General features: G+C 70.9%; 13 protein-coding genes. 9 read left to right on the plus strand and 4 right to left on the minus strand.

The window, feature by feature from the left end; all coding sequences use genetic code 11:
• Positions 1 to 2: 2 nt before the first annotated feature.
• The gene (locus tag ACIRG9_RS26370) at positions 3 to 992 is read right to left on the minus strand and encodes an N-acetylglucosamine kinase (RefSeq protein WP_402861257.1); all 990 of its coding nucleotides are present in this window, start codon (positions 990 to 992) and stop codon (positions 3 to 5) included.
• A 198-nt stretch (positions 993 to 1,190) separates the two neighbouring features.
• Between ACIRG9_RS26370 and ACIRG9_RS26375 the strand changes: the two genes are divergently transcribed.
• The 6 genes from ACIRG9_RS26375 (at position 1,191) to ACIRG9_RS26400 (ending at position 8,183) form a co-directional block, all read left to right on the plus strand.
• Positions 1,191 to 2,153, plus strand: a complete 963-nt coding sequence (locus ACIRG9_RS26375; RefSeq protein WP_402861260.1) for a MurR/RpiR family transcriptional regulator — start codon at positions 1,191 to 1,193, stop codon at positions 2,151 to 2,153.
• A complete protein-coding gene (locus tag ACIRG9_RS26380) occupies positions 2,150 to 2,899 on the plus strand; it encodes an SIS domain-containing protein (RefSeq protein ID WP_402861263.1) in 750 nt (249 codons plus the stop codon). The genes ACIRG9_RS26375 and ACIRG9_RS26380 overlap by 4 nt, the downstream gene beginning before the upstream one ends.
• A 26-nt stretch (positions 2,900 to 2,925) precedes the next feature.
• Positions 2,926 to 4,335: an N-acetylglucosamine/diacetylchitobiose ABC transporter substrate-binding protein gene (gene ngcE / locus ACIRG9_RS26385; RefSeq protein ID WP_402861266.1), complete on the plus strand. Its 1,410-nt coding sequence runs from the start codon at positions 2,926 to 2,928 to the stop codon at positions 4,333 to 4,335.
• A gap of 22 nt (positions 4,336 to 4,357) precedes the next feature.
• Entirely contained in the window at positions 4,358 to 5,299 is a 942-nt protein-coding gene (locus ACIRG9_RS26390; protein WP_402861269.1) for a carbohydrate ABC transporter permease, read from the plus strand.
• Between the two features lie 13 nt (positions 5,300 to 5,312).
• Positions 5,313 to 6,263 carry a carbohydrate ABC transporter permease gene (locus ACIRG9_RS26395; protein ID WP_402861272.1) on the plus strand — a complete coding sequence of 317 codons (951 nt, stop codon included), beginning with the start codon at positions 5,313 to 5,315 and terminating at the stop codon, positions 6,261 to 6,263.
• 246 nt (positions 6,264 to 6,509) lie between these two features.
• On the plus strand, positions 6,510 to 8,183 hold the full coding sequence (locus ACIRG9_RS26400) for a bifunctional 3'-5' exonuclease/DNA polymerase (RefSeq protein WP_402861275.1): 1,674 nt from the start codon (positions 6,510 to 6,512) through the stop codon (positions 8,181 to 8,183).
• 22 nt (positions 8,184 to 8,205) lie between these two features.
• Here the strand turns inward: ACIRG9_RS26400 and ACIRG9_RS26405 are convergent, their stop codons facing one another.
• Positions 8,206 to 8,619: a winged helix-turn-helix transcriptional regulator gene (locus ACIRG9_RS26405; protein ID WP_402861278.1), complete on the minus strand. Its 414-nt coding sequence runs from the start codon at positions 8,617 to 8,619 to the stop codon at positions 8,206 to 8,208.
• Positions 8,620 to 8,700: 81 nt separating this feature from the next.
• Here ACIRG9_RS26405 and ACIRG9_RS26410 point away from each other — a divergent pair, with 81 nt between their 5' ends.
• The 3 genes from ACIRG9_RS26410 (at position 8,701) to ACIRG9_RS26420 (ending at position 11,025) form a co-directional block, all read left to right on the plus strand.
• The gene (locus ACIRG9_RS26410; RefSeq protein ID WP_402861281.1) at positions 8,701 to 9,507 is read left to right on the plus strand and encodes an NAD(P)H-binding protein; all 807 of its coding nucleotides are present in this window, start codon (positions 8,701 to 8,703) and stop codon (positions 9,505 to 9,507) included.
• Between the two features lie 187 nt (positions 9,508 to 9,694).
• Positions 9,695 to 10,288, plus strand: a complete 594-nt coding sequence (locus ACIRG9_RS26415) for an NTP transferase domain-containing protein (protein WP_402861283.1) — start codon at positions 9,695 to 9,697, stop codon at positions 10,286 to 10,288.
• 110 nt (positions 10,289 to 10,398) lie between these two features.
• Entirely contained in the window at positions 10,399 to 11,025 is a 627-nt protein-coding gene (locus ACIRG9_RS26420) for a TetR/AcrR family transcriptional regulator (RefSeq protein WP_402861286.1), read from the plus strand.
• Between the two features lie 29 nt (positions 11,026 to 11,054).
• Here ACIRG9_RS26420 and ACIRG9_RS26425 read toward each other — a convergent pair whose 3' ends face one another.
• Together ACIRG9_RS26425 and ACIRG9_RS26430 are read right to left on the minus strand one after the other, a co-directional pair.
• Positions 11,055 to 11,831 carry a hypothetical protein gene (locus tag ACIRG9_RS26425; protein ID WP_402861289.1) on the minus strand — a complete coding sequence of 259 codons (777 nt, stop codon included), beginning with the start codon at positions 11,829 to 11,831 and terminating at the stop codon, positions 11,055 to 11,057.
• Positions 11,832 to 11,954: 123 nt separating this feature from the next.
• Positions 11,955 to 14,183, minus strand: coding sequence for a discoidin domain-containing protein (locus tag ACIRG9_RS26430; RefSeq protein WP_402861292.1), 2,229 nt, complete (start codon positions 14,181 to 14,183; stop codon positions 11,955 to 11,957).
• Positions 14,184 to 14,444: the final 261 nt, after the last annotated feature.

Genomic DNA, 14,444 nt, shown 5'->3' on the forward strand with positions numbered 1-14,444 from the left:
GGTCAGGTGGTCGGCGGGACCAGGAGCGCGTGCAGGGCCGCCGGGTCGGTCACCTCGGGCAACTCGCGGGCGGCGAGCCAGGCCGCCGCCGCGGCGCCGTCTCCGGCGGTCCGCAGTGGCGCGTCCGGCCAGCGGCGGGCCAGTTCGGCGCGGACCGCGTCGGCGAGCGGGGTGTCCCCGGTGAGCAACCCGCCACCGAGCACGACCGGGTCGGCCACCTCGTCCGGCCGGATCCGGGTGACGCTCTCGGCGAGCAGCGCGGCGGCCTCCCGGATGAGGGCCTGGGCGGTGGGTTCCTCCTCCCGGGCCGCGGCCACCACCAGTGGCGCGAGCCGGGCCAGCTCGACCGGGGGACGCCGGGTGACCGCCTGCACCACGGCCTCGGCGGTAGTCCGGGGCCGCTCCGCCACCTCGGGTGCGCCGGTCAGCTCGGTGAGGACCCGGCGGGCCAGCTGGCTCGGCGGGTCGGCGCGGTCCAGGTCGGACAGCAGCCGGCGGACCGCCTCGCGGCCCAGCCAGAATCCGGAGCCGGCGTCGCCGAGCAGCCAGCCGTGCCCGTCGGCGGTGCGGTCCAGGCGCAGGTCGTGGACCTGGGCGGCGATCGCGCCGGTGCCGGCGATGAGCACGGTGCCATCCGGGGCCGCGGTGCCCGAGGCGTACGCGACGAGGGCGTCACCGTGCACGGCGTACGGGCAGCGGAGGCCGGCGTCGGACCAGGCGCGGTCGAAGGCGTCCCGGCCCTGCGGGTCGGCGAGGAGGCGGCCGGCCCCGGCGAGGCCGATGGTGCCGGCGCGTACCCGGGTCGGGTCGATGTCGGCGAGCGCGGCGCGCAGCGCGGCGAGCAGTTCGGCGGCGGCCCGGTCGGCGCCGTGGCTGGTCGGGTTGCCGCCGCCGGCCCGGCCGGTGCCGAGCCGGACGCCATCGAGGCTGAGGGCGGCGGCGCGGGTGGACGTACCCCCGACGTCGAGGCCGACCACGACGCTGTCGGACATCCGGTGGGCCTCCCTGTGCTCGGGCCTGGTGGCCCTTCATGCTGGTCGGCCCGGCGGGCCGAAGCAAGATCCGCCGGCCGCCGGCCGGCTGTGCGCCAGGTAACAGTTTGAAAACTTCGCCCACAGCCTTGACACGGAGGGGCCCTCAGTAAGAACTTTTACCACTAACAGTTAACACTCTTTTCCGAAAGGCGTCCCATGGTTGATCACGAGGTGGACACCCCCGCGGGGACCGCGGTGGTCGACGCCGAAGCGGTCGACCGGCGGGGTGCGGTGGCGGTCTCCTCCGACAGCGTGCTGGCCAGGGTCCGGGCCGGTGCGGGGGAGCTGACGGGGGCGCTACGCCGGGTGGCCGAGCACGTGCTCAGCGACCCGGAGGCGGCGGCCCGGGCCACCATCGTGGAGCTGGCCGAGCGCAGCGGCACCTCACCGGCGACCATCACCCGGTTCTGCCGGGCGATGGGCTTCGAGGGCTACGCCGACCTGCGGCTCGGCATCGCGGCGGAGACCGGCCGGGCGCGCTCCGCCGGCTGGACCGTCGACATCGGCAGGGAGATCCAGCCCGGCGATCCGCTGCCCCGGGTCCTCGAACAGATCATCGCCGCCGACACCCGGGCCATGCACGACACCGCCGCGCTGCTCGACCTCGCCGAGGTGGAGAAGTCCGCGGTCGCCATCGCCGGCGCCAGCCGGGTGAACATCTTCGGGGCCAGCGGCAGCGCCCTGGTCGGCGAGGAGATGCAGTTCAGCCTGCACCGCATCGGGGTGGCCGCGTGGGCCTGGAGCGACGTGCACGAGGGGCTGGCCAGCGCCGCGCTGCTCGGCGCCGGCGACGTCGCGCTCGGCATCTCACACACCGGGCAGACCCGGGAGACCATCGAGATGCTCGCCGAGGCGGACAGCCGGGGCGCCACCACGATCGCGTTGACCGGGTTCCCCCGCTCGCCGCTGGCCGAACTGGCCGACATCGTGCTGGTCACCGCCAGCCAGGCCACCACCTTCCGGCCCGACGCGCTCTCCGCCCGGCACCCGCAGCTCGTCGTGCTCGACCTGCTCTACATCGCGGTGGCGCAGCGCACCCACGACCGCGCCCACGCGGCCTTCCGGCGTACCGCCCAGGCCGTCGACGGGCACAAGGCCGCGAAGGGGGCCGCCTCGTGATCAGTGCCCAGCGGTACGCGGACGCCGTCCGCCCGATGCTCGACCGGCTGGTCGACACGCAGGCGGACGGGGTGGACCGGGCGGCCGACCTGATCGCCGCCGGGCTGCGCGCCGGCGGGGTGCTGCAGGCCTTCGGCGCCGGCCACTCCGAGGCGTTCGCCGCCGAGCTGGTGGCCCGCGCCGGCGGCCTGGTCCCCACCAACCGACTCTCCCTGCACGACCTCGTGCTGCACGGCGACGCGCCCCGCGACGTGCTCGCCGACCCCAAGCTGGAACGCGACCCGGCGGTGGCGCACCAGCTCTACGCCCTCGCGGCGCCGCAGCCCGAGGACGTGTTCGTGGTCGCCTCCCAGTCCGGCATCAACGGCTCGGTGGTCGAGCTGGCGGCGCTGGTCCGGGAACACGGCCATCCGTTGATCGCGGTCACCTCGGTCGAGCACACCGCCCGGGTCGCCCCTCGGCATCCGTCCGGGCACCGGCTCGCCGACCTCGCCGACGTCGTGTTGGACAACGGCGCGCCGTACGGCGACGCACTGCTGCCGCTCGAGGGCGGCGGCGCGGTCTGTGCGGTCTCGTCGGTCACCGCGGCGCTGCTGGCGCAGCTGCTGACCGCCGAGGTCGTACGACGGTTCCACCAGGCCGGGGAGGTACCCCCTATCTACCTCTCCGCCAACGTCCCCGGTGGGGACGAGCACAACCTCGCCCTCGAGTCGCGGTACGCCGGGCGCCTCCGGCGTACCGCCTGACCCGACACCATCAAGGAGAGACGAAGATGTCGGTTACTCCCGAGAACCTCGGCGACCTCAGCCGCCGGACCCTGCTGCGGCGGGCCGCCGCCGCCGGCCTGCTCGCCGCCCCGGCGATGGGCCTGCTCAGCGCCTGTGCCGGCAGTGAGCCGAGCAAGTCCGAGGACACCGGCTCGAAGAGCAAGGACAACCCGTTCGGCGTGAAGGACGGCAGCGCCGTCAAGGTGGTCATCTTCAACGGTGGCCTCGGTGATCAGTGGGCGAAGGAAGACAAGGTCGTCTTCAACGCCAAGCACCCGAACGTCACGGTCAACATGAGCTCCACCCAGAAGATCAAGACCGAAGAGCAGCCGAAGATGGCGACGCAGCCGAGCGACCTGGTCATGAACTCGGGTGAGGACATGATGGATCGCAGCACGCTGATCAACGAGGGTGCGATCGAGCCGCTCGACGACCTCCTCACCGCCCCCGCCTGGGACGGGGAGGGTACGGTGGCCGACACGCTGCTGCCTGGCACGGTCGGCGACGGCACCCAGAACGGCCACTTCTACGTGGTGAACGTGGCCTTCACGGTCTGGGGCAACTGGTACAACGGGGCCCTGTTCCAGCGGGAGGGTTGGCAGGCGCCGACCACCTGGGACGAGTTCTTCGCGCTCGCCCCGAAGATCAAGGCCAAGGGCATGGCGCCGTACGTCCACGACGCGATCCACGGCTACTACCCGCGGTGGGCGCTCATGGCGAGCATCTGGAAGTCCGCCGGCAAGCAGGTGATCGTCGACATCGACAACCTCAAGGACAACGCCTGGAAGGCCGACGGCGTCCTCAAGGCGCTGGAGCCGTGGGAGAAGCTCGTCAAGGACAAGCTGCTCCTGCCCGGCAAGCTCGACCACACCCAGTCGCAGCAGGCCTGGCTCGACGGCAAGGCGGCGTTCATCCAGGTCGGCACCTGGCTGAAGAACGAGATGTCGGCGACCATCCCGCCGGGCTTCGATCTGACGCTCTCCGACTACTGGTCGCACGCGGACGACAAGGCGCCGAAGGACGTCTTCGCCGCCGCCGGCGAGGGCTTCGTCGTGCCGAGCAAGGCCCCCAACAAGGCGGCCGCGAAGGAGTTCCTGCGGGCGATCCTGTCGAAGGAAGGCTCGGCCAAGTTCGCCGAGCTGACCAAGTCGCTGGCCTCCACCACGGGTTCCGGTGACAAGGTGCAGGACTCCGCGCTCGCCAGCGCGAACGCCCTCATGAAGAACGGCGGCAGCGAACTCATCTCGGTCAAGTTCCAGGACTTCTACGCGGACCTGGACAAGGAGAGCCAGAACCTGTCCGAGGAACTGATGGCCGGCCGCCTCACCGCGCAGCAGTTCATCGACAAGATGCAGGCGGCCGCCGACAAGGTCGCCAAGGACTCGTCGATCAAGAAGCAGACCCGTACCTCCTGACCCGATCGGAAGTGTGAGTCGAATGCGGCACGGTGTCGCGCGTTTCGTCACGGGTTTCCTGGCCCTGCCCGTCGCGCTGTACCTCTTCTACGTGGTGTGGCCCTTCGCCCAAGCGGCGGGATACTCGCTGACCGACTGGGGCGGGTACTCGGATTCCCAGCGCTTCGTCGGGCTGGACAACTATGTCCGGCTGTTCTCCGACGAGCTGGTCAGGAAGGCGTTCTGGCACAACGTCTTCTTCCTGGTCACCGTGCCGCTGTTCACCATCGCGCTGGCCCTGTTCCTCGCGTTCCTGCTCAACGTGGGCGGACGCGAGGACAGGGCCGGCATCCGCGGGGTCTTCGGCTCCGGGTTGTACAAAATCATCTTCTTCTTCCCGCAGGTGCTGTCGCTGGTGGTCATTGCCGTCATGTGGCGCCAGATCTACCGGACCGACGAGCAGGGCCTGGTCAACGGGCTGCTCATCAAGATCGGGCTGGTCGACGCGGGCAATCCGATCGCGTTCACCGCCGACCCGGAGCCCTTCCTCGGCGTGCCGGCGGTGCTCTGGTGGCTGCTGCTCATCGCGGTCTGGAGTGGGGCCGGCTTCTACATGGTGCTCTTCTCCGCGGCGATGCAGTCGATCCCGAAGGACATCTTCGAGGCGGCGATCCTCGACGGCGCCGGTCGCTTCCACACCTTCTTCCGGGTCACCCTGCCGCTGCTGCGGGACACCATCTCGGTCGCCTGGGTCTACCTGGGCTTTATCGCCCTGGACATGTACGCCCTGGTCTTCGTCATGACCCCGAGTCAGGGCGGCCCGAACCACGCCAGCGAGATCTTCGCGTCGGTGATCCAGTTCAACGCGTTCCAGAAGGGCCAGTTCGGCTACGCCTGCGCGATCGCCGTGGCGTTGGCCATCTTCACGATCCTGCTGGCCGCCCTCCAGCTGAGGATCACCCGTCGTGACCGTATCGAGTACTGAAGGAGGGGCGACGATGAGCACCGCGACGAACGGCCCCATCCGGGCCGGCCAGGCCACCCCGTCCCGCCCCGCACCCGCACGAGGGGCCGAGGTTCGCGGGCGTGGCGTGGGCGCCCAGATCTTCAACGGCTTTTCGCATCTGTTTCTCGCGGTGTGGGCGATCATGGTGATCTACCCACTGCTGTGGGTGGTGATGTCCGCACTCAAGACCGACTCGGAGGTCATCCGCGAGCCGCTGTCGCTGATCCCCAGGTCGCTGCAGTGGGACAACTTCGCCCGGGCCTGGTCGGCCGGCATCGACAGCTTCTTCCTGAACACGCTGCTCGTGCTCGTCTTCAGCGTGACCCTGACGATGCTGCTGGGGTCGATGGCGGCGTACGCGCTGGCCCGCTACCAGTTCCGGGGTAACCGGCTGATCTACTGGATGTTCCTGTCCGGGCTGACCCTGCCGGTCTATCTCGCCGCGGTGCCGCTGTTCAAGGGCGTCTACAACACGGGCTTCAGCTTCCCGCTGCTCGGCCCGAACAAGCACCTGACGCTGATCCTGGTCTACGTGGCCTGGTCGCTGGCGTTCACCGTCTTCTTCATGCACTCGTTCTTCCGTACGCTGCCCGATTCGATCGCCGAGGCGGCCATGGTCGACGGGGCCTCGCACACCCGGACCTTCTTCAGCGTGATGCTGCCGATGGCCAAGCCGGGCCTGGTCAGCATCGGCATCTTCAACGTGCTCGGCCAGTGGAATCAGTGGTACCTGCCGACCCTGCTCATGCAGTCGGTGGCCGGCGAGCCGAAGCACCAGGTGATCGCCCAGGGCCTGATCGAACTGTCGGTCAACCAGGGGTACAAGTCCGACTGGTCCGGCCTCTTCGCCGGCGTCACCATGGCCATGCTCCCGGTCCTGATCGTGTACATCGCCTTCCAACGCCAGGTCCAGTCCGGCCTCACCGCCGGCGTCGGCAAGTAGCCCCCGCACCCCTCGCCCGCGATTGAGGGCGCAGATTCGCGGAAAGAGTGGCCATTCCACGTCGAATGGCCACTCTTTCCGTGAAAGAGGCGCTCGTGATCCGACGCTTCAGCGGCGGGTGCGGTGCGGGGCGGTGCGGGGCGGGGCGGTGCGGGGCGGGGCGGTGCGGGGCGGGGCGGGGCGGGGCGGCGCGGGGCGGGGCGGCGCGTGGGGGGAGTGTCGGAGGGGCGAGGCAGAATCACGTCTGTGCTGGTGGCGGTGGTCTCGGACGAGCGGGGCGGGGGCGTGCTGCAACCCCTCGACCCGGTCGGCCGACCCGCCGGTCCGGCCGAGCGGGTGGCCGACCTGGCCGCTGCGGTGGCCGCCCGCGAGGCCGCCGAGCGGCCCCGCTGGGTCTGGGCCACCTTCACCCCGCTCTACCCGGCGCTGCTGCGCGCCGGCGTCCGGCTGGACCGCTGCCACGACGTCGAACTCACCGAGGCGCTGCTGCTCGGCCACGCCGGCCGGTGGGGTGAGCCCCGCTCGCTCGCCGCCGCGTGGGCCCGGCTGACCGGCGCGCCGGTGCCGCCCGACCCGCCGCCCCGTCCGGCGGCGCCGCCCGGCCACGGCCAGGGCGCGCTCTTCGACGCGCCGTCCGGCCCGCCCGGTCCGGGCATCGACGCGTTGACCCAGGTGTACGCCGACCAGCTCGCCCGGATCGCGGCGACCGCGCATCCCGGCCGGTTCCGGCTGCTGGTCGCCGCCGAGTCGGCCGGTGCGCTGATCGCCGCCGAGATGGGGGCGGCCGGCCTGCCGTGGCGCGCCGACATGCACGACAGGATCCTCGCCGAGCTGCTCGGCGAGGCGTCGCCGGTCGGCGGGCCACCCCGGCGGCTGGCCGAACTGGCCGCCCGGATCGCCGAGGCCTTCGGCGTACGTCAGCTGCACGCCGACTCCCCGGCGGAGCTGCTGAAGGCGTTCGCCCGCGCCGGGGTGGAGCTGCCGAACACCCGGGCCTGGGTGCTGCGCGAGGTGGAGCACCCGGCCGCGCCGCTGGTCCTGGAATACAAGGAGCTCTACCGGATCTGGACGGCGCACGGCTGGGCGTGGCGGGACGCCTGGGTCTCCGGCGGCCGCTTCCAGCCCGAGTACGTGCCGGGCGGGGTGGTCTCCGGCCGGTGGGCCACCAGGGGCGGCGGGGCGTTGCAGATCCCGAAGGTGATCCGCCGCGCGGTGGTGGCCGATCCCGGCTGGACGTTCGTGGTGGCCGACGCGGGGCAACTCGAACCGCGGGTGCTGGCCGCGGTCTCCGGCGACGAGCGGCTGGCCGCCGCCGGTGGTGCCGGTGACCTCTACGCCGCCCTGGCCCGGGACGCCTTCGGTGGTGACCGGGCCCGCGCCAAGGTGGCCCTGCTCGGCGCCATGTACGGGCAGACCGGTGGTGCCGCGCTGCCCGCCCTCGCGGTGCTCAAGCGCAGCTACCCGACCGCCTTCGGGTACGTCGAGGCGGCGGCCCGCACCGGGGAGGCGGGCGGGCTGGTGCGGTCGTGGCTGGGGCGTACCTGCCCGCCGGGGACGGTGGGCCTCGGCGACGGGGAGGAGACGGATCCGGATTCGGGGGCGGACCCGCAGGGCCCCCGGGCCCGGGCGGCCCGCTCCCGTGGCCGGTTCACCCGCAACTTCGTCATCCAGGCCACCGCCGCCGAGTGGGCGTCCACCCTGTTGGCCACACTCCGGACGGCCCTCGCCGGAGCCGGGGGCGAGCTGGTCTTCTTCCAGCACGACGAGGTGGTCGTGCACTGCCCGACCGGGCGGGCCGACGCGGTCGCGGCGGCGGTCGCCGCCGCGGGCGCCCAGGCCACCCGGCTGCTCTTTGGCGACACCCCGGTCCGGTTCCCGCTCGACCTGTCCGTGGTGGAGTGCTACGCGGACGCGGCGTGACCCGGCGCGGTGGCGGGGCGGGTCAGGCGATGGCGGCTTCCGGATTCTTCGCGTCCCACCGGCGGCGGGATTCGCCGATCGCGTCCTTGTTCGCCAGCGACCAGTCGGCGAGTTGCCGGACCAGGTAGGTCAGGCTCCTGCCCCGCTCGGTCAGCTCGTAGGTCACGGTGACCGGGACGGTCGGGTACGCGGTGCGCAGCACCAGACCGTCGCGCTCCAGCCGCCGCAGCGTCAGGGTGAGCATCCGCTGGGAGATGCCGTGGATGCCCCGCTGCAGTTCTCGGAAGCGCCGGGTGCCGGTGGACAGTTCGGCGATCGCCAGCACCGACCACTTGTCGCCGATCCGGTCGAGGACGTCGCGAATCCCGCAGTCCGGATGGTCCGGCGCGCCGCACGGCTGGAGCAGGTCGGTTACCGGCGTGTGCCCTGCTGACACGGAAATGCCTCCTTGTCGCCGTGCCGATGGTTCCTGACGATGAGGTTAGTTCCTGGTCAGTACCACTCGGAAGGCTCATCCATGCTGCTTGTCACCGGTGCCTCCGGGCACCTGGGTTCCCTCGTCCACGCCGGGCTGGCGGAGCGCGGTCTCGCCCCGTTGGCCGGCACCCGTACGCCGGAGCGGTTCGGCGCGCTGGGGCGACACGTCGACTTCGACGACCCCGCGACCCTCCGCTTCTCCGGGGTGTGCACCCTGGTGCTGGTCTCGGCCGGGTACGGCGAGGACGACCGGGTCATCGCCCGGCACGACCGGGTGATCCGGGCCGCTGAGGAACAGGGTGTCGAGCATGTCATCTACACGAGCCTCACCACGGCCGGTGACCACCTGGCCTTCGCCCTCGCGCACCGTTGGACCGAGCGCCGGCTGCGGGAGAGTTCCCTGAGCTGGACGATCCTGCGCAACGGCCTGTACGCCGAGCTCTTCGGTCAGCTGGTGGCCCCGGTCGACGGGGTGATCACCGCGCCGTTCGGCACGGGCGGGCTGGCCGCGGTGGCGCGGCAGGATCTGGCCGATGTCGCCGTCGAGGTGGCAGCACAGCCGGCCGCGCATCGGGACCACGCGTACGAGCTGGTCGGCCCGGTGGCCGTTACCGCTGGCGGCGTCGCCGGCGAGTTGGGGTTGCCCTACCGGCCGGTGTCGCTGGCGCGACGCCGGGCGGAACTGTCCAACGCCGACGGCCTGCTGCCGTTCCAGCCAGCGATGCTGATGTCGATCTACTCGGCGACGGCGGCCGGCTTCCTGGCCGAGACCGGGGGCGACCTGCGGCGGCTGCTGCCGCAGACGCCTCGGCAGCCGAGGCCGATCGCGGTGGCCGCCGCGAGCTGACGTCTTGTCACGGCGGAGCGGCGGACCAGTCGGCCGCCGTAATCCGCACTATATTTCCGTTTCGCCCCGCTACCTGGTCCGGTCGGCGATCGTTGGGCCCGTTGTGCGTACGACGGGACGGACCGGGCGCGGCTGCCCCCGGTCCGCCCCCCAGGTCGAGGGGGCACAACTGAACCGGATCGCAGGAATGATCATCGCCGCTGGTGGAGGCCGTCGGATCGGCGGACCAGAAGCCCTGCTGCACCAGGGGGAGAAACCCCTCGTCAGCCAGATGATCGACACAATGGGCGAGGCGGGCTGCGAGCAGATCGTGCTCGTGCTCGGCGCGGCGGCCGACCAGGTCCGCGAGACGGCGGACCTGAGCGGGGCCACCGTGGTGGTCAACCGGGCGTGGGGGACCGGGGTCGGGTCCTCGATCCGCGCCGGTCTGGCCGCGCTGACCGACGAGGGGATCGAGGCGGTCGTCGTGGTGCCCGTCGACATGCCCGGGCTCACCGCCGTCGCGGTCCGGCGAGTGGCCGCCCTGCCCTACCCGGACGTGCTGGTCTGCGCCACCTACGACGGGCTGCGCGGCTACCCGATGCTCTTCGGTCGCCGGCACTGGTCCGGCATCGCCACCCTGGCCAGCGCCGATGTCGGCGCCCGGCCGTACCTGCTGGCGCACAAGGACCAGATCGTGGACATCTCCTGCGACTCGGTGGCCGACGGCAGCCGGATCGACAGCCCCGAACTGATGGCCCTGTATGGGCTGTCCGTCCCGGAGCAACGCGTGGGAGTCTGAGCCGACATCCGATCCCGATCCAGCTCTGGGACACCGTGCCTTCCGCAGTGCGGGCTTGTCCGGCCGGGTGGCGGTAGACGTTGTCTACGCAAATCTTGTAGACATTGTCCATGGAGAGTGAGAGCTCCCTCCGGGAGCGGCTGATCGACGTCGGAGTGGAACTCGTGATGGTCGAGGGCTCCGCGTCGCTGGGCCTGCGCGAGATCGCCCGCCGGGCCGGAGTGTCACACGGCGCCCCGCGCCGACACTTTCCCACCCACCACGCCCTGCTGTCCGCCATCGCCCGGCGCGGCTTCGAGGACCTCTCCGCCCGGATCGCGGCCACGACCACCGGCGCGACCTCGGCGCGGGCCCACCTGCGGGAAATTGCCCGGGTGTACGTCGGCTACGCGCTGGAGCATCGCGGCATGTTCGAGCTCATGTTCCGCCACGATCTGCTCGACAGCGAGCAACACGTCTCGGGCCAACGACGGCTGCGGGAGTCGACTCGCCCGCTGTTCGAACGCATCGTCGACCTCGTCGACCTCGTCGCCCGATGCCGCGCCGAGCAGGACACCACGCAGCCGCCGGCCGTGACGGCCGCCGCCCTGTGGTCGAACCTGCACGGCATCGCCCAGCTGTGGACGTGGGGCAGTCTGCAGCTCGCCCTGGACGCCGCCGAGCCGGACGGTGACGACGGCCTCGACCGGCTCGTCACCGCGGCGCTGGACGCGCACCTCGGCCCGACGAACTCCTGACCGTTGCCGTGCGGTGACAGGCGGGATGGTTACCGGCTCAGCGACCGGCTCTGCTCGCCGGGAGTTGGGGCGGGACGGCCGCCATGGTTCCCGCGTCGGAGCCGCGCCGCACCAAGGACGTTCAGGCCCGCCCCCCAGATGAGCAGGACGGCGAGCCACTGGACCCAGTTCAATGCACTCATCTGGCCGGAGAGCAGGTGTCGGACGGAGGCGTACGGAGTCAGGGCTTGGGCCGGCCCGAGGACATCGACGGAGCCCAGCAGGAGCCACAGGCCGAGCGGCAGGGCGATGCTGGCGACGAACGCGATGACGGGCCGCCGCGTCAGCAGGCCGAGCCCGGTGCCCACAAGCTGGGCGACCACCTGGACCAGGACACTGCCCAGCGCGATGGTTCCGACGTGCCGCCACGGGTCCTGAGCGCTCGACGTGGCCATCGCGAGGGCCGTCGCACACACCAGGACGCCGAACAGACCCACGACGGCGGCGAGCAGCGTTGCGGCCAGCAGGGTGGGCGTGAGGCGAATACTTTCGGACGCCCGCTTCAGATCGCGGGCGAGCAGGATGCCGAAGGCCGGCACGATGACGGACATCAGGCTCTGGACCGCATCGGAAAGCTTGGCGAAGGTGCGATCGCCGGACGGTCCAGCCAGCGCGAGCCCGGCCGCGGCCAGCAGTCCCAGCAGCAGGGTGAGCGCGAGTAGAAACCGGCGCGTCCGCGTCCCGACAGAGCGGCGGAGGGCGCTGAGAGTGGCCTCACCGAGGCTGGTGCGGGCGCTGCGGGTGGGTGGAAGACCTGAACTGGTCAATGTGTCCCCGTTCGACGATCGGACCCGGGTCCCCTGTAAGGATGCATCGGCCAGGCCGTCGGTCAGGGACGGCCGCGACGCTGTGCCGGCCGGGGGTGCTCCGGCCGGCACAGCGGCAGCCGCTCAGCCTCGGCGCGTCGTAAAGATCGCGGCGGCGCTGGCCGGCAGTCGGTAGGTGTAGGTGGTGTCTCCCCACGGCACGTCGAACGTGGCGACGGAGCGGTGCGAGTTGTAGACGACAAGCAGCTGTGTGCCGTCGGGCAGCACGGCAGTCTTGCGCTGTACGCCGCTGTCCGAGCCTGCCGCCACGCTCGCCGGACCGGCGAGCCCGAGCACGTTCAGTTCGTGGATCGACCACCAGTTGCCGGCATCGCCCTGGTTCACTACCCGGATGTAGCGGCTTGTGACCTGCGGGATCAGGATCTTGGTCACCGGGCTGCCTGGTCCGGTCGCGATCGGCTGGCCCCAGTTCGTGCCGTCGTTGGACACAAAGAGCTCGTACCCCCGCGGGGAGTCGCCGCTGCTTCCAGTCGTGTCCAGGACGACCTGGTTGAACGTCTGCTCCGAGCCGAGGTCGACCTGGAACCAGTCGCCGGGCTGCATGCCGCGACCCGTGCTCCACCGCGTGGCCGGGTCGCCGTCGATTACACCACCAGGTGGCTCGGTGGCCTCGCTCGCCGACGCCGACACCGTCCACGCGTCCCTGGGCAACGGCACCTCGGTCGTCGGAGCCGTGAGCGACGCGCCCGCGGGGAGCGTGTAGCCGAGCCATTGGTTGCCGACCCGCACCTGGGCCTGCTGAGCCAGCATTCCGGAGTCGTAGCTGATCAGCGCTCGTGTCCCGTCCGGGTTTTCCAACGGAATGTCAACCGAACCGATCGCGGCTCGGTCCACGTTGCCGTGCTGGGTGCCGGTCCAGGTGAACGTGGCTGCCGCCCCGCCGGCCAGGCTGTAGGTGAACCATTTGTTGCCCCACTGCACGCGGAACGTCTTCTGGCTGTTCGCGGAGTTGAACGCGACCAGCGCCGTGGAACCGTCGGGGTTGACGAAGGCGACGTCCTGTACGTCACCGGCACCAAGGGTGTTGGATGCGACCCGGCGGGCACCCGGACGGACGAACTTGCTGGCGTGACCGAGCGCCCAGTAGTCGACGGTCTTGGTGTACGACCAGTGGCCGGCCGCGTCCTGCGAGACCGTCACCACGCCGCGGCAGGTCGGGCAGCCGCCGTTGGTCGGTCCGTTGTTCTGATCCAGGGCCATGTTCCAACGGATGACACCCTTTGCCCAGTCCCGGGTGCTGTTGATTACCAGGCCCAGCGCGCCGGCGAAACCGGCCTGCTCGTCGCCCTCCCACGTGCCGCCCGAACACTCCGTGTGCCACGCGGGCTTGTTGGGGTAGTTGTTGTGCGACATCGACTGTGCCCGTACGTCACCGCCGTAGCAGTGCCACGCCGTGCCGGCGACGAACCCGGTCGTCGCCGGGTCGGCGTACATGGTCTCCGGGTAGCTGACGACATCCCAGTTGTGGTCGTAGCCAAGGATCCCGGTGTGCAGTTTGCGGTCGCGTAGTGCCGGGCCGAGGTAGTTCTTGATCAGGTTGTTCTGCTGCTCGGCGGTGAGCGACATACCGGGATATCCGGAGGGTACGTAGAGCGGCTCGTTCTGGGGGGTGATGTAGCGGACCGGAACGCCTGCCTCCGCGTAGGCCTTGAGGAACTTCGTGAAGTAGTCGGCCAGCGGTTGGTAGGCGTCCGGCTTGAGTGTTCCACCGATCATCGAGTCGCTGGTCTTCATCCAGCCTGGCGGGCTCCACGGCGACGCCATCACCGTCAGCTTCGGGTTGAGTTGGCGAGCCTGCTTGAGCAACGGGATGATGTACGCCCGGTCGTGGTCGATGGAGAAGTGCGTGAGCGCCGGATCGGTCTGGCCGGCCGGCATGTCGTCGTACGAGTAGTTCCCGTTCACCGCGAAGTCACTGGCGCCCATCGGTTGGCGCAGGAAGCTCAAACCGATGCCTTGGCCGCTGAACAGGTCGCGCATCACCGCGTCGCGCTGCTTCCTGTCGAGGCGGGTGCCGACGAGCCAGGCGGAGGAGTCGGTGAACGACGCCCCGAAACCGGTGATCTCTTGATATTGCCGCTGGCTGTCGACGGTGATCGTCGGTACGTCCGGGGCCCGCCCGCCCCGCCAGGACACGGTGGATTGGCGTGCCAGGTAGGTCTTGGTGCCGAGGTCGGTGAGATAGACGGACACCCCCGCCGGCGCGCTCGCTGCGGCGGACGGTTCGGCCGGAGACAGGGCGAGTAGGGACAGTGCGGTGACCAGGCCGGCGCCTAGCACTCTTCGTGACACCTCGTGATCCCTTCGTTGCACGGCTCGGCAGCGCCCGGGACCGGGACCGTTCCGCGCGCGGCACGAGGCTTCAGCCCTTCATTCAAGCGTCGAAATATGTACCGATCTAACGTGTGGGTGGCGACTCCGTCAAGGGCCCTGCACCGGACGCCGCGCCAAAACCCGAGGTACTGCGGCGGTTCCTTGCTTTGACCGCGTGGGTCACCGGCAGGTGGTTCGAAGCGGTGGTGTGGAACCGGCATGGAGGCGGCTGCGGCCGGC

This window comes from Micromonospora sp. NPDC093277 (genome assembly GCF_044765245.1).
GTDB lineage: Bacteria > Actinomycetota > Actinomycetes > Mycobacteriales > Micromonosporaceae > Micromonospora.